Consider the following 15,445-nt stretch of genomic DNA (forward strand, 5'->3'; position numbering starts at 1 on the left):
TCGAGGAGGGCCAGCAGGTCAACGAGGGCGACCTCGTCGTCGTCCTCGAAGCGATGAAGATGGAACAGCCGCTCAACGCCCACCGCTCCGGCACCATCAAGGGCCTGTCGGCCGAAGCCGGCGCCTCACTCACCTCAGGCGCCGTGATCTGCGAAATCAAGAACTGACACAACGTCACGCACAGGCGTCGTGCGATGCGTCGCGCGCCGATCAGCACGAACTGTCCGAGCCCGGTGGCCATTCCACTCCGAAGGAGAGAAACCTCATGCACAGCACCTTGATCGTGGCGCGGATGAACCCCGGATCGCATGCCGATGTCGCCAAACTGTTCGCCGACTTCGACGACACCCGGATGCCTCACCTCATGGGCACGCGACGCCGCCAGCTCTTCCACTACCAGGGGCTCTACTTCCACCTGCAGGACTTCGACGTGGACAACGGCGGCGAGCTCATCGAACGGGCGAAGACGGACGAACGCTTCATCAGGATCAGCGAAGACCTGAAGCCGTTCATCCAGGCGTACGACCCCGCGACATGGCGCTCGCCGGCCGACGCGATGGCGACCCGCTTCTACACCTGGGAGGCCTCCATATGACCGGCCGTCGAGTCGTCATCACGGGCATCGAGGTTCTCGCACCCGGTGGCGCCGGCAGGGAGGAGTTCTGGAACCTGATCAGCGAAGGCCGTACCGCCACGCGCAGGATCACCTTCTTCGACCCCAGCCCCTTCCGCTCCCAGGTGGCCGCGGAGATCGACTTCGACCCCGAGGCATACGGCCTGACGCCGCAGGAGGTCAGGCGGATGGACCGGGCCGCCCAGTTCGCCGTGGTCGCCGCGCGCGGCGCCGTCGCCGACAGCGGTATCGACGTGAGCACGTTCGACCCGCACCGCGTGGGCGTCACCGTCGGCAGCGCCGTCGGCGCGACGATGGGGCTCGACCAGGAGTACCGGATCGTCAGCGACGGGGGCCGCCTCCACCTGGTGGACCACGAGTACGCCGTGCCGCACCTGTACAACTACCTGGTTCCCAGTTCCTTCGCGGCCGAGGTGGCCTGGGCGGTCGGCGCGGAAGGCCCGAGCACCGTGGTGTCGACCGGCTGCACCTCCGGTATCGACTCCGTCGGCTACGCGGTCGATCTGATCCGGGAGGGCTCGGCCGACATCATGATCGCCGGTTCCTCCGACGCCCCGATCTCCCCCATCACCATGGCGTGCTTCGACGCGATCAAGGCGACCACGCCCCGGCACGACGACCCGGAGCACGCCTCGCGGCCGTTCGACGGAACCCGGAACGGGTTCGTCCTCGGCGAGGGCGCCGCGGTGTTCGTCCTGGAAGAGCTGGAGAGCGCCCAGCAGCGAGGCGCCCACATCTACGCCGAGATCGCCGGCTACGCCACGCGCAGCAACGCGTACCACATGACCGGGCTGCGGCCCGACGGTGCGGAGATGGCCGAGGCGATCCGGGTGGCGCTCGCCGAGGCACGGATGAACGTCGAGGTCATCGACTACATCAACGCCCACGGCTCCGGCACCAAGCAGAACGACCGGCACGAGACCGCAGCCTTCAAGAAGAGCCTGGGCGACCACGCCTACCGGACACCGGTGAGCTCCATCAAGTCGATGGTCGGTCACTCGCTGGGGGCCATCGGTTCCATCGAGATCGCCGCATCCGCCCTGGCCATGGAGAACAACGTGGTGCCACCGACGGCGAACCTGCACACACCGGACCCGGACTGCGACCTCGACTACGTACCGCTCACCGCCCGCGACCAGCTCACCGACGCGGTCCTGTCGGTGGGCAGCGGATTCGGCGGATTCCAGAGCGCGATGGTGCTGGCCCGGCCGGAGAGGAGCATGGCATGACCACCTCGGTGGTGGTGACGGGACTGGGCGTGACCGCGCCCAACGGCCTGGGAACCCAGGACTACTGGACGGCGACGCTCGGCGGCAAGAGCGGCATCGGCCGCATCACCCGCTTCGCGCCCGAGCAGTACCCGGCCAGGCTCGCGGGCGAGATCCCCGGGTTCACGGCCGAGGAGCACCTGCCGAGCCGGCTGCTCCCCCAGACCGACCGGATGACCCGCCTCGCTCTGGTGGCCGCGGACTGGGCGCTGCGGGACGCGGGCGTACGCCCCGCCGAACTCCCCGAGTTCGACATGGGCGTGGTCACCGCGAGTTCCTCCGGCGGCTTCGAGTTCGGCCAGGGAGAACTGGAGAACCTGTGGAGCCGGGGCAGCCAGTACGTCAGCGCGTACCAGTCCTTCGCCTGGTTCTACGCGGTCAACAGCGGCCAGATCTCCATCCGGAACGGCATGAAGGGCCCCAGCAGCGTGGTCGTCACCGACCAGGCGGGCGGGCTCGACGCCGTGGCCCAGGCCCGCCGGCAGATCCGCAAGGGGACCGGCCTGATCGTCTCCGGTGCCGTCGACGCCTCGATCTGCCCCTGGGGCTGGGTCGCCCAGCTGGCAGGCGACCGGCTCAGCACCAGCGACGAGCCGACCCGCGCCTATCTGCCCTTCGACAGCGCGGCACGGGGACACGTGCCGGGCGAGGGCGGCGCGCTGCTCGTACTGGAGTCCGCCGAATCGGCACTGACCCGTGGGGCGCGGATCTACGGAGAGATCGCAGGGTACGGCGCGACCTTCGACCCGAAACCGGGCAGCGCGCGCGAACCGGGCCTGCGCAGAGCGATTCAACTGGCCCTGGACGATGCGCGCGTGCGACCGGACGAGATCGACGTGGTGTTCGCGGACGCGGCGGCCGTCCCCGAACTCGACCGTGTCGAGGCTCAGGCGATCACCGATGTGTTCGGCGCCGGGGGCGTTCCCGTCACCGCTCCCAAGACCATGACCGGCCGTCTCTATTCGGGCGCCGCCCCCCTCGATCTGGCCGCGGCCTTGCTGGCCATGGGTGAGGGCGCGATACCGCCGACCGTGAATGTCGAACCGGCTCCCGAGTACGGCCTGGACCTGGTCGTCGACCGGCCCCGCGAGGCCGACGTGCGAACGGCCCTCGTGCTGGCCCGGGGCCAAGGCGGGTTCAACTCGGCCGTCGTGGTCCGGGCCGGCCACCGGTCCCAGCGCCGCACCTGAGGGGCGGCGTGCTCACCGAGCACCCAGTGAACCAGTGCACACAAGAACGCAGAAGGAAGGGACCTCACGTGGAACCCCAGCAGTTCACCCTCGACGACCTCAAGCGCATCCTGCTCGAGGGCGCCGGCGCGGAAGAGGGCGTGGACCTCGACGGCGACATTCTCGACACCGGCTTCGAGGAGCTCGGTTACGAGTCGCTCGCCCTGCTCGAGACGGGTGGCCGTATCGAGCGCGAGTACGGCATCACGCTCGACGACGACGCGCTCGCCGACACCCCCACGCCCCGTTCCCTGATCGAGGCCGTCAACGCCCAGCTGGCAGCGACCGCCGACGCCGTTGCCTGACCCCATGCTGCCGGCTGCCGGGATCCCCCACCCGGCAGTCGGCATCCGCCCGGCACCGTCCACCTGACAGGAGAGAGAGATATGCCGCAGCAGGAGCAGCGGGTCGCCCTGGTCACCGGGGCCACCAGCGGGATCGGCCTGGCGACAGCACGGCGCCTGGCCGCACAGGGCCACCAGGTCTTCATCGGCGCCCGCGACGCCGACAACGTCACCTCGACCGTCAAGCAGTTGCAGGAGGAAGGGCTGGAGGTCGACGGAACCGCCGTCGACGTCCGCTCCATAGAGGCGGTTCACGCGTTCGTCGTGGCCGCCGTGGACCGGTTCGGAACCATCGATGTCCTGGTCAACAATGCCGGCCGCAGTGGTGGCGGCGTCACCGCCGACATCGCCGACGAGCTGTGGCACGACGTCATCGACACCAACCTCAACAGTGTCTTCCGCACGACCCGTGAGGTACTCAACACCGGCGGCATGCGGGACAAGAGCTGGGGCCGGATCATCAACATCGCCTCCACGGCCGGCAAGCAGGGCGTCGTCCTCGGTGCTCCGTATTCCGCGTCGAAGCACGGCGTCGTCGGTTTCACCAAGGCGCTCGGCAACGAGCTCGCCCCGACCGGGATCACCGTCAACGCCGTCTGCCCCGGGTATGTCGAGACCCCGATGGCGCAGCGGGTCCGCCAGGGGTACGCGGCCGCCTACGACACGAGCGAGGACGCGATCCTCGAGAAGTTCCGGGCGAAGATCCCGCTCGGCCGCTACTCCACCCCCGACGAGGTCGCCGGAATGGTCGGCTATCTGGCTTCCGACACCGCGGCCTCCGTCACCGCACAGGCGATCAACGTCTGCGGTGGCCTCGGCAACTTCTGAGCCTCGGCACCTTCTGATCCCGAACCCCATCCCGGACGAGGAGTCCGATCATGTCGCAACCGGGCCTGCGCCAGGTCGAGCACGAGATCACCGTCTCGGCCCCCGCCGATTCCGTCTACCTGCTGATCGCCGACGTACAGAACTGGCCGCAGATCTTCCCGCCGACCATCTACGTCGACCACATCGAGAAGGGGGAGCGCGAGGAGCGCATACGCATCTGGGCCACCGCCAACGGCGAGGCCAAGAGCTGGTCCTCCCGTCGTCTGCTGGAGCCGGAAAAGCTCCGGATCAACTTCCAGCAGGAGGTTTCCGCCCCGCCGGTCGCCTCGATGGGCGGCGCATGGGTCGTCGAGGCGCTGTCGGACAGCGAGTCCCGGGTGCGCCTGCTGCACGAGTTCCGGGCCGTCGACGACAGCCCGGAGGGGCTGGACTGGATCGACAAGGCAGTGGACCGCAACTCGCGCTCCGAACTGGGCGCTCTGAAGCACAACGTCGAACTGGCGCATGCTTCACGTGAGTTGACCTTCTCGTTCGAGGACACGGTGCACATCGAAGGCTCGGCCAAGGATGTCTACGACTTCATCAACGAGGCGCATCTGTGGTCCGAACGGCTGCCGCACGTGGCCAGGGTCCGTCTCGATGAGGACACGCCGGGCCTGCAGACCCTGGAGATGGACACCCGCGCCAAGGACGGCTCCACCCACACCACCAAGTCGTACCGGGTGACCTTCCCGCACCGGGGGATCGCCTACAAGCAGGTGACTCTCCCGGCCCTGATGACCCTGCACACCGGCTACTGGACCTTCGAGGAGAGCGACAGCGGCGTGGCTGCCCGCTCGCAGCACACGGTTGTACTGAACCCCGGGAACATCTCCCGGATCCTCGGTGCCGCTGCCACCGTCGCCGATGCCAGGCAGTACGTCCACGGCGCGCTCAGCACCAACAGCAAAGCCACCTTGGCGCACGCCAAGGCCTACGCCGAGAAGTCCCGCTGACCATGTTCGCGGACAGCGAGGACAAAGAGGCCGGCGAGTACCGGCCGGGCGGCCCTGACCTGCCGCTCTCCCACACGGCCCCGACGGTTCCGACGACCTCGACGGCCCCGACGACCCTGGACACGCAGGTCGTCGTCGTCGGAGCGGGCCCGGTCGGCCTCTTCCTCGCCGGCGAACTGCGCCTCGGCGGGGCCGAGGTGACCGTGCTCGAACGCCGGGAGACACCCTCTACGGAGTCGAGGGCCTCCACCCTGCACGCGCGCACCATGGAGCTCTTCGACAGCCGCGGTCTGCTGACGGCCCTCGGCACCCCGCCCAACGAACCGCGAGGCCACTTCGGCGGTATCCCCATGGATCTGACGATGCCCAGCCGCTACCCGGGCCAGTGGAAAGTCCCGCAGACCCGGACCGAGGCGCTGCTGCAGGACCGGGCGGTGTCGTCGGGGGCGCGGCTCATGCGCGGCTGGGAGCTGGCCGGACTGTCCGACCACGGTTCGTACGTGGAGGTGACGGCCAGGACCTCGACGGGCGTCCGGCGACTGCGGGCCGCGTATGTGGTCGGCTGTGACGGGGAGGAGAGCACCGTGCGCCGGCTGACAGGGGTCGCGTTCCCCGGTCAGCGGGCCCGCCGTGAGCTGCTGCGGGCGGACGTGGCGGGCGTCGACATTCCGGGCCGGCGCTTCGAGAGGCTGGACCGCGGGCTCGCCATCGCCGCCCGCCGCGACGGTGTGACGCGGGTGATGGTGCACGAGTTCGGCAGGCCTGCGGGGCAGCGCACCGCCGCACCGGAGTTCGCCGAGGTCATCGACTGCTGGAAGCGGGTGACCGGCGAGGACCTCAGTGGCGGAACCCCGTTGTGGGTCAATGCCTTCGGCGATGCCAACCGGCAGCTGTCCCGCTACCGCCGGGGTCGCGTCCTGTTCGCCGGGGACGCCGCGCACCAGCAGATGCCGAGTGGTGGCCAGGCCCTCAATCTGGGCCTCCAGGACGCGGCCAATCTCGGCTGGAAGCTCGCGCTCCAGGTCGGTCCCAGACCCCCCAAGGGCCTGCTCGACAGCTACCACAGCGAACGGCACGAGGCCGGAAGCCGGGTACTGGCCAACATCCGGGCGCAGACCGAGCTGCTGCTCGGTGGCGAAGAGATCGAACCGGTACGTGCACTCCTGGGCGAGCTCATCGCGTCGGACGCCACCCGCGAGCACCTGGCCGGCTTGATCACCGGACTGGACGTCCGCTACCCGGTCGGATACGGCACGCATCCGCTGCTCGGCTCCCGGCTCCCGCATCTGGAGCTGGACACGCCGGAGGGAGTCGTCACCACGGCGGCTCTGCTGCGCTCCGGGCGGGGCGTCCTGCTCGACCTCGCCCCGGTGTCGAACGCGCATCTGCGATGGCTGGCCAGGCTCTGGGCCGACCGTGTCACCACCGTCGTCGCCCGCGCCGACCCCGACGGGCCGCTGCGGGACATCGACGCGGTTCTGGTCCGGCCGGACGGCTACATCGCCTGGACCGGCTCCCAGCAGTACGGCGTACGCCGCGCTCTGGTGCGCTGGTTCGGCCCGCCCGAGCCGGGCCTCTAGGGCCTGTGCGGTGGATCAGGCTGGCCCAGCAAGATCCACCTGACAGGCCCTGGGCCTGTCAGGCGGGCCAGTTCCCAGACGCGGAGGCACCGGGCCTCCGGACGCTGAAGAGAGAAGGAGAGTTGTGGATACGGATGTGATCGTTGCCGGCGCGGGCCCGACCGGTTTGATGCTCGCCGGGGAACTGCGCCTCGGCGGAGCCCGCGTCGTGGTGGTGGAGCGCCTGAGCCAACCCACCGGACAGTCCCGCGGGCTGGGTTTCACGGCGCGCGCCATGGAAGTGTTCGACCAGCGTGGTCTCCTGCCGATGTTCGGCGGCCTGGAGACGAGTCCGTTGGGCCACTTCGGTGGTGTTCAGTTCGACTACAGCGTCCTGGAGGACGCCCACTTCGGTGCCCGCGGCATCCCGCAGTCCCTGACGGAAGCGGTTCTGGAGCAGTGGGCGACCGGCCTGGGGGTGGACATACGGCGCGGCTGGGAGCTCGTGGAGCTGGCCGACGACGGCGACGCCGTCGAGATCACCGCGGCCACCGAGGAGGGCGTCCAGCGGCTGCGGGCCGCCTACCTCGTGGGCTGCGACGGCGGGCAGAGCACGGTCCGCAAGGCGGCGGGGTTCGACTTCCCCGGGAGCCCGGCCACCCGCACGATGTACCTCGCCGACGTCGTGGGCTGCGGCCTCCGCCCCCGCTTCCTGGGCGAGCGGCTGCCCGGCGGCATGGTGATGGCCGCTCCGCTGGGTGAAGGCGTGGACCGCATCATCGTCTGCCCGCACGGCACTCCGGCGGCCGAGCGCGCCGGGTCCGTGAGCTTCGCCGAGGTCGCCGACGCCTGGGAGCGCATCACCGGTGAGTCCATCCACGGTGGGGGCGCCGACTGGGTCAGCTCGTTCACCGACGCGACCCGCCAGGCCGGCGCATACCGCCGGGGGAGCGTGCTGCTCGCGGGGGACGCGGCCCACATCCATCTCCCGGCCGGCGGCCAGGGGTTGAGTACCGGCGTTCAGGACGCGGTCAATCTCGGCTGGAAGCTCGCGGCCGTGATCCAGGGCTGGGCACCGGACGGTCTGCTGGACACGTACCACAGCGAGCGGCACCCGGTCGGCGCGCGGCTGCTGATGAACACCCGCGCCCAGGGCCAGGTGTTCCTCGGCGGCGACGAGGCCGATCCGCTGCGCGAGCTGTTCACCGAGCTGATCGCCCTCGACGACGTCAAACGGCATCTCGCCGGTGTCGTCAGCGGCCTCGACATCCGCTACGACGTCGGCCCCGGCGGCAACCCGCTGCTCGGTCGCCGCGTACCACCCCGCCGACTGCGCGGTGCGACGGGCGCGACCGGCACGATGCAGCTGCTGCACCGGGCTCAGGGCGTGCTGCTCGACCTCACCGACGATGCCGGGGTGCGGGCCACCGCGGCGGGCTGGAAGGACCGTGTCGTCGTCGCGACCGCGGAGCCGGAGGAGGACGGTGCCTTCGCGGGGACGCGGGCGCTGCTGGTCCGGCCTGACGGATATGTGGTCTGGGCGGCTGCCGACTCGTCGAGCGGCCCGTCCGGCGAACCCGACGGGCCGGAGGCGGCGCTGCGACGCTGGTTCGGCGCGCCGGTGGCGGTCTAGCGCCGATGGCCACGGCGACACAGGCTCTGTCCCACCGGGTACGCCCCATCGCCCTGGACGCGGCCGGTATCACGCTGTCCGCCCTCCTCCACGAGCCGGAGCACATGCCCGCGCGTGCGACCGTGGTGGCCCTGCACGGGGCGGGCATGAGCGCCGGGTACTTCGACGGTCGGGCCCATCCCGATCTGTCGCTGCTCACCCTCGGCGCCCGGCTCGGCTTCACGGTGCTCGCGGTGGACCGTCCGGGCTACGGGCACTCCGCCGCCCTGCTCCGCGAGGGCCAGACCCTCGCGGAGCAGGCCCGCACACTGCGCGCGGCGCTGGAGGACTTCAGCTCCCGGTACGCCACGGGCCAGGGCCTGTATCTCCTCGCCCACTCCTTCGGCGGCAAGCTCGCCCTGACCGGCGCGGCGGACGAGTCCTGGCCCCGTCTGCTCGGCCTCGACATCTCGGGTTGCGGCCATCGTTACGCCGTAGGGCGGGAAGAGCTGCCCGACGCACTCGTACGCACGCACTGGAAGCGGCACTGGGGCCGGCTGGATCTCTATCCGCCCGACACGTTCCGGTCCAGCAGCGCGCTGGTCGCCCCCGTGCCGTCACGTGAGCGGTGGGCCGCCGAGCGCTGGCCGGAGGCGTTCGACGAACTCGCGCCGCGGATCCAGGCGCCCGTCCGGTTCACCTTCGCCGAGCACGAGCACTGGTGGTGCCACGACCGTCCCGCTCTCGCCGACCTCACGGCCAGGCTGACGTCCGCACCGCGCACGATCGTCGACCGGCAGCCGGACGCCGGCCACAACATCAGTCTGGGCTGGGCAGCCCGCTCGTACCATCTGCGGGCTCTCGGCTTCCTGGAGGAATGCCTGCTGCGGCGGGACGGAACGTGACCCCCGGGTTCCTGCGCGGGACCGGGTTCGTGCGCAAGACGCTCGCCATCACCTTCCGCTCCCTGTCCGTGCGCAGCTTCCGGCTCTTCGCGACCGGGCAGATCGCGTCCGTGACGGGTACCTGGATGATGGTCGTGGCCCAGGACTGGCTCGTCCTGGAGCTGACCGGGGATTCGGGCGCGGCCCTGGCGACGGTGACCGCCATGCAGTTCGCTCCCCTGCTCCTGCTCACCCTGTACGGCGGGGGGCTTGCGGACCGCCATGACAAGCGCGCCCTGCTCACCGCCGCCAACGTCGTCTCCGGGCTGCTCGCCCTCGCGCTCGCGCTGCTGGTCCTCACCGGCACTGCCGGGCTGTGGCATCTGTACGCGTTCGCGCTGGCTCTCGGCATCGTCAACGCGGTGGAGGTCCCGACCCGGATGGCCTTCATCAGCGAGCTCGTCGGCGCCGAGCTGCTGCCCAACGCCTCGGCCCTGAGCGCCGCGTACTTCAATGTCGCCCGGGTCCTCGGCCCGGCCCTCGCCGGGCTGCTCATCAGCGTGGCCGGCACCGGACCGGTCATGCTGCTCAACGCGGCGAGCTATCTGGCGACGGTCGCGGGGCTGCGCGGAATGCGCGTGGCGGAACTACGGCGAAGCACACGCCCTGCCACACACCTTCGCGTCGTCGACGGGCTCACGCATCTGAGGACCCGGCCGGACCTTGTGCTGACGTCCGCCCTCGTGACGGTGGTCGGTCTGTTCGGCCTCAACCTGCAACTCACCCTGCCGCTCATGGCGAAGACGGTGTTCCACACCGACGCGGCCTCCTTCGGCCTGCTCACCACCGCGCTCGCCGCGGGTTCGCTGCTCGCGGCCTTCGCGGGCACCGCTCGGCGGGGCCGCCCGTCCGCCCGCGCAGTGACGGCTTCCGCCTTCGCGTTCGGCCTTCTCGAGACAGCGGCAGGATGGGCGCCCGGCTTCGCGTCGGCGCTGGTGCTCCTGGCCCTCACGGGCTTCGCCTCGATGTACTTCGCGCAGGCCGCCAACCACCGGATCCAGCTCGGCAGCGATCCCCGGTACCGGGGCCGGGTCATGGCCCTCTACACGCTGATCCTGCAGGGCTCGGTGCCGCTCGGCGCGCTCTTCGTCGGCCTGCTGGCCGAGCATCTGGGCGCGCGCTCCGGGCTCTACGTGGGCGGCCTGATCTCGCTGACGGCGGCACTCGCCGCCGCAGCGGCCGACCGCCCCCGGACAGGCCCCGGGCACAAGCGCACCGCCTCGCCGCCGGCGGACGTGCACGTCCCGCCCCGGTCGACCGCGGGAAGCCCGCCATGACGACCCTCACCGTTCTCGCCGTCGGGGCCGCGGAGCTGCATCTGTGGCTGCTGCGTCCTCCGGGCTCGGTACACGAGCTGCCCACCGGTGAACTCGACGCGGACGAGACACGACGGGCCGCCGCGCTCCGCCGGCCGTCCGACCGGCTGCTGTACGTGGCGGCGCACATCGGGCTGCGCCGGATCATGGCCGCGTACACGGGAATCGCTCCGGCCCGGCTGTCCCTCGGCCGGGAGCCCTGCCCCGGCTGCGGTGCCCCGCACGGCCGCCCCGTCCTTCGCGACGCGCCGGGCGCACCGCAGTTCTCGCTCTCGCACAGCCACGGCCTGGCCCTGATCGCGGTGGCGGCCGTCCGGGTGGGGGCCGACGTCCAGAAGGTCCCGTCGGCGCAGACCACCGAACTGTGCCTACCGGCGTTGCATCCGGCGGAACGGCTCGAACTGCGCCGGCTTCCGGCACCGGACCGGAACGTGGCCTTCGCGCGGCTGTGGGTGCGCAAGGAGGCGTATCTGAAGGGGCTCGGCACCGGACTCACTCGCGGGGCGGGCACCGACTACCTGGGCGAGTACTCGGCCGGCGAACGGCCACCGGGCTGGCTGGTGCGCAATCTGCCCGCAGGCCCGGGTCATGTCGCCGCGGCCGCTCTGCCCATCGACGAGGACTGCCACGCGGTCATCCGCTCACTGCCCGCCGACTGGCTGTACGCCAAGGACCCCGCCGGCCGTATCGCCGGCGCGGGGGCTTCGGCGCGGACGGTGTTGCGGGTGCAGGAGCCGCGGCCGGCACACCGCCGGACCTGGAAACCGAGAGAGCGAGATTGACGCGAGGGAGAGGGGAACACCATGACCGGCACACAAGTTCCGGCCCAGTCCCTGGACCGGCTCGACGAGTTGAGGAAGATCAAGGAGCTGGTCCTTGCGGGACCCGATCCGAGGGCCACCGAGCGCCAGCACACGAAGGGCAAGCTGACCGCTCGTGAGCGTATCGAACTGCTGCTGGACGAAGGGAGCTTCACCGAGGTGGAGGCGCTGCGGCGGCACCGGGCGACCGGCTTCGGCCTCGAGTCGAAGAGGCCCTACACGGACGGTGTGATCACGGGCTGGGGCACCGTCGAAGGACGCACGGTCTTCGTGTACGCGCACGACTTCCGGATCTTCGGTGGTGCCCTGGGTGAAGCGCATGCCCAGAAGATCCACAAACTCATGGACATGGCCGTCGCAGCAGGCGCACCGCTGGTCTCGCTCAACGACGGCGCCGGTGCGCGCATCCAGGAGGGAGTCAGCGCCCTCGCCGGATACGGCGGCATCTTCCAGCGCAACACCAAGGCGTCCGGCGTCATCCCGCAGATCTCGGTGATGCTCGGGCCGTGCGCGGGCGGCGCGGCCTACAGTCCGGCCCTGACGGACTTCGTCTTCGCCGTACGGGACATCTCACAGATGTTCATCACCGGCCCGGACGTGGTCAGGGCGGTCACGGGCGAGGAGATCACCCAGAACGGCCTGGGCGGCGCCGATGTGCACGCGGGTGTCTCCGGAGTGGCCCACTTCGTCTACGACGACGAGGAGACGTGCCTCGCCGAGGTGCGCTATCTGCTCTCCCTTCTGCCTTCCAACAACCGTGAACTGCCGCCGGCCGTGCCGAGCGACGATCCGGCCGACCGGTCCGGTGACGCCCTGCTCGACCTCGTCCCGGTCGACGGCAACCGCCCGTACGACATGATCGAGGTGATCGAGGAGATCGTCGACAACGGTGACGTCATGGAGGTCCACGCCACGTGGGCCACCAACATCGTTTGTGCGCTGGCCCGGCTCGACGGACACGTGGTCGGCATCGTCGCCAACCAGCCGCGGTCGCTGGCCGGGGTCCTGGACATCAAGGCGAGCGAGAAGGGCGCGCGGTTCGTGCAGTTCTGCGACTCGTTCAACATCCCGCTGGTCACCCTGGTCGACGTACCGGGCTTCCTGCCGGGCATCGACCAGGAGCACGAGGGCATCATCCGGCGCGGCGCGAAGCTGCTGTACGCGTACTGCAACGCCACGGTGCCCCGTGTCTCGGTGGTCCTCCGCAAGGCGTACGGGGGCGCGTACATCGTCATGGACTCCCGGTCCATCGGCGCGGACATCGCACTTGCCTGGCCCACCAACGAGATCGCCGTGATGGGCGCCGAGGGCGCGGCCAACGTGGTCTTCCGCCGTGAGATCGCGGCGGCCGACGATCCCGAGGCCATGCGCCGGGACAGGGTCAAGGAGTACAGAAGCGAGCTGGTCCACCCCTACTACGCGGCCGAACGAGGCCTCGTCGACGACGTCATCGACCCGCGCGACACACGGCGGGTACTCAGCCGCGCCGTGGCGATGCTCGGTGCCAAGTCCGCCGCCCTGCCGAGCCGCAAGCACGGCAATCCGCCCCAGTAGGCCGCGCGGAGTGCCGCTCCCGCCGCCTCGGCCGGTGCCGGTGACGTGAACGGCGGGGTGTCCACGATGCCCCGTCGCCCACGGGCGGTCCGCCGCGCGACGGTGTGGCCGCGACCGAATCGCTCCTCCCGACCAGGCGCGAAGGGGCCTGTCCCCGCCGTACCGGGAGTGGCCGGCCGGCGGTGCCTTTCCGCTACGAGGCATCAGATCGCCCAATTCCGTTTGATACCCAGGGTTTACATCGGTTTGGTCTGCCGGGCCGGTAGCACTTGCTATCGTGTTACTCACCGGTAGCAAGCTGTAACGGGGGCGCGAGGAGTCGGTGGGGGCCTCGCCACGCCCCTCGGGTGGGTGGTCGAGACGGCGGGTCTGGCAAGGAAGCCAGGCCGCCACGGCTTTCTGCGCGTACGCACCACGCGGCCCTCGAACTCCCGTTCCTCGCCCACGTATCCAGACAGGTGAGACTCGTCACATGGCTCGTTCCCTGGTCGATCTACTGACCACGCACGCCTCGCGCCAGCCCGACCGGACCGCGTACCGCTACCTCGTCACCGGCGACTGCGACGGAGAGGTCCAGGAGATCTCGTACGGGCGGCTGGCCCGCCGGTCCCAGGCCATCGCCGCCTGGCTGCAGGAGCACGGCCTGGCCGGTTCCCGCGCCATGCTGTTGTACCCGCCCGGCCTCGAGTTCATCTGTGGCTACCTGGGCTGCCTCTCGGCCGGGGTCGTCGCCGTGCCGGGCGTACCCCCGCAAGGGCGGTCGCAGATCCACCGCGCCCTGACCCGGATGAAGCGCCTCATCGCCGACGCGGACGCCAAGGTGATCCTGGGCGGCCGTGAGGTGATCTCCACCCTGGGTGCCATGGCGGAACACCTGCCCGAACTGGACGGGATCACCTGCGTCGCCACCGAGGACATCCCCGACGAGGCGGCCGGCTCCTGGCGCGACCCCGGCCTCACCGCCGACTCGGTCGCCTTCCTCCAGTACACCTCCGGCTCCACGGCCGCCCCCCGCGGCGTGATGGTGACCCACGGGAACCTGCTGGACAACGAGCGGGTCATCACGGAGCGGATGGGCCACACCCCGGACGCGATCGCGGAGTACGACCACGAACTGTTCGTCAGCTGGCTGCCCGTGTACCACGACATGGGCCTCATCGGCCCGGTCCTGAACACGGTCTACCTCGGCGTGACCGCCACTCTCTTCTCGCCGCTGCACTTCCTGCAGCGGCCCCAGCGCTGGCTGACCGCCCTCAGCCGCTACCGCCCGCACACCAGCGGCGGCCCCAACTTCGCGTACGAGCTGTGTCTGAAGCACACCACGCCCGACCTGCTCGACGGCCTCGATCTGAGCCGGTGGAAAGTCGCGTTCAACGGCGCCGAACCGGTGCGGGCCGCCACCATGCGGCGGTTCACCGAGACCTTCGGCGCGGCCGGCTTCCGCCGCGAGGCCCTCTACCCGTGCTACGGCCTGGCCGAGGCCACCCTGATGGTCACCGGCAGCTCGGTGGAGGCCCCGGCCACCCTGATCGAGGCCGCCGGGACCGGGCCGCACGCCGGCGCGGCGGACGCTGCGGCGGTCGGCTCCGGCCGGCCCGGCCCCGGCGTCACCGTGGTGATCGCCGACCCCGAGCGGCAGGAGGAGCTGCCCGAGGGCGAGGTCGGCGAGATCTGGGTCGGCGGCGCGAGCGTCGCCAAGGGCTACTGGCGCAACGCCCTCGCCACCCGCGAGACTTTCCGGGCCACCCTCAAGGGCCCCGAGGCCGGCAACGTCCGCTTTCTGCGGACCGGCGACCTCGGATTCCTGCGTGACGGCGAACTGTTCGTCACCGGACGCCTCAAGGACCTGATGGTCATCGACGGGCGCAACCACTACCCGCAGGACCTGGAGCTGTCCGCCGAGATGTCCCACCCGGCGCTGCGGCCGGGCTGCACCGCCGCGTTCTCCGTGGACAGCGGAGTCGAGGGCGAACAGACCGTCATCGTCGCCGAGACGGACCCGGACGCGCCGGGCGGGTCCGAGAAGATCACCGACCTGATCCGCAGCGCGATCGGCGAGGCCCACGGCCTGTCGGTTCACGACATCGTGCTGGTCCACCCCGGCACCATCCCCAAGACATCCAGCGGGAAGATCCAGCGCAGGGCCTCCCGGGCGGCGTACCTCGACGGCGCCCTCTCCGTGGTCGGAGCGGCCGCCACGGGATGACAACGCCCCGCCGTCGACGCGATCGTCCGCGTCGTCGGCGGCACGACGGTCGTGCGGGGCACAGCCCGGGTGCCCCCGGCCGTACGCCTCGCGAATGCGCCGCACGCCGCCGTGCGCCGGCCGCATCAGCCGTAC

Annotated in this window: 14 protein-coding genes; all 14 read left to right on the plus strand. The window is 70.8% G+C overall.

Annotated features, from left to right (window positions below; translation table 11 throughout):
- Positions 1 to 167 (plus strand): acyl-CoA carboxylase biotin carboxyl carrier protein subunit (locus ACZ6ZQ_RS33550; RefSeq protein ID WP_469772327.1); only part of this gene is annotated, 167 nt, incomplete at its 5' end.
- A 98-nt stretch (positions 168 to 265) separates the two neighbouring features.
- Positions 266 to 595, plus strand: a complete 330-nt coding sequence (locus ACZ6ZQ_RS33555; protein ID WP_469772291.1) for a TcmI family type II polyketide cyclase — start codon at positions 266 to 268, stop codon at positions 593 to 595.
- A complete protein-coding gene (locus tag ACZ6ZQ_RS33560) occupies positions 592 to 1,863 on the plus strand; it encodes a beta-ketoacyl-[acyl-carrier-protein] synthase family protein (protein WP_469772292.1) in 1,272 nt (423 codons plus the stop codon). The genes ACZ6ZQ_RS33555 and ACZ6ZQ_RS33560 overlap by 4 nt, the downstream gene beginning before the upstream one ends.
- Positions 1,860 to 3,092, plus strand: coding sequence for a ketosynthase chain-length factor (locus tag ACZ6ZQ_RS33565; RefSeq protein WP_469772293.1), 1,233 nt, complete (start codon positions 1,860 to 1,862; stop codon positions 3,090 to 3,092). Before ACZ6ZQ_RS33560 ends, ACZ6ZQ_RS33565 begins: the two co-directional genes overlap by 4 nt.
- Positions 3,093 to 3,160: 68 nt before the next feature.
- The gene (locus ACZ6ZQ_RS33570) at positions 3,161 to 3,436 is read left to right on the plus strand and encodes an acyl carrier protein (RefSeq protein WP_453662738.1); all 276 of its coding nucleotides are present in this window, start codon (positions 3,161 to 3,163) and stop codon (positions 3,434 to 3,436) included.
- An 81-nt stretch (positions 3,437 to 3,517) separates the two neighbouring features.
- Positions 3,518 to 4,303 carry a 3-oxoacyl-ACP reductase FabG gene (gene fabG, locus ACZ6ZQ_RS33575; protein WP_469772294.1) on the plus strand — a complete coding sequence of 262 codons (786 nt, stop codon included), beginning with the start codon at positions 3,518 to 3,520 and terminating at the stop codon, positions 4,301 to 4,303.
- A gap of 50 nt (positions 4,304 to 4,353) precedes the next feature.
- Entirely contained in the window at positions 4,354 to 5,298 is a 945-nt protein-coding gene (locus tag ACZ6ZQ_RS33580) for an aromatase/cyclase (protein WP_469772295.1), read from the plus strand.
- Positions 5,299 to 5,300: 2 nt separating this feature from the next.
- Positions 5,301 to 6,878: an FAD-dependent monooxygenase gene (locus tag ACZ6ZQ_RS33585; RefSeq protein WP_469772296.1), complete on the plus strand. Its 1,578-nt coding sequence runs from the start codon at positions 5,301 to 5,303 to the stop codon at positions 6,876 to 6,878.
- A 124-nt stretch (positions 6,879 to 7,002) separates the two neighbouring features.
- Positions 7,003 to 8,490, plus strand: coding sequence for an FAD-dependent monooxygenase (locus ACZ6ZQ_RS33590; protein ID WP_469772297.1), 1,488 nt, complete (start codon positions 7,003 to 7,005; stop codon positions 8,488 to 8,490).
- Positions 8,491 to 8,495: 5 nt separating this feature from the next.
- A complete protein-coding gene (locus ACZ6ZQ_RS33595) occupies positions 8,496 to 9,374 on the plus strand; it encodes an alpha/beta fold hydrolase (protein ID WP_469772298.1) in 879 nt (292 codons plus the stop codon).
- A complete protein-coding gene (locus tag ACZ6ZQ_RS33600; RefSeq protein WP_469772299.1) occupies positions 9,371 to 10,690 on the plus strand; it encodes an MFS transporter in 1,320 nt (439 codons plus the stop codon). Before ACZ6ZQ_RS33595 ends, ACZ6ZQ_RS33600 begins: the two co-directional genes overlap by 4 nt.
- The gene (locus ACZ6ZQ_RS33605) at positions 10,687 to 11,511 is read left to right on the plus strand and encodes a 4'-phosphopantetheinyl transferase family protein (protein ID WP_469772300.1); all 825 of its coding nucleotides are present in this window, start codon (positions 10,687 to 10,689) and stop codon (positions 11,509 to 11,511) included. The genes ACZ6ZQ_RS33600 and ACZ6ZQ_RS33605 overlap by 4 nt, the downstream gene beginning before the upstream one ends.
- A gap of 21 nt (positions 11,512 to 11,532) precedes the next feature.
- Complete coding sequence (locus ACZ6ZQ_RS33610) at positions 11,533 to 13,104, plus strand: acyl-CoA carboxylase subunit beta (RefSeq protein WP_469772301.1); 1,572 nt, start codon at positions 11,533 to 11,535, stop codon at positions 13,102 to 13,104.
- A gap of 472 nt (positions 13,105 to 13,576) precedes the next feature.
- Entirely contained in the window at positions 13,577 to 15,310 is a 1,734-nt protein-coding gene (locus ACZ6ZQ_RS33615; RefSeq protein WP_469772302.1) for a fatty acyl-AMP ligase, read from the plus strand.
- Positions 15,311 to 15,445: the final 135 nt, after the last annotated feature.

This window comes from Streptomyces sp. NPDC053673 (genome assembly GCF_055585225.1).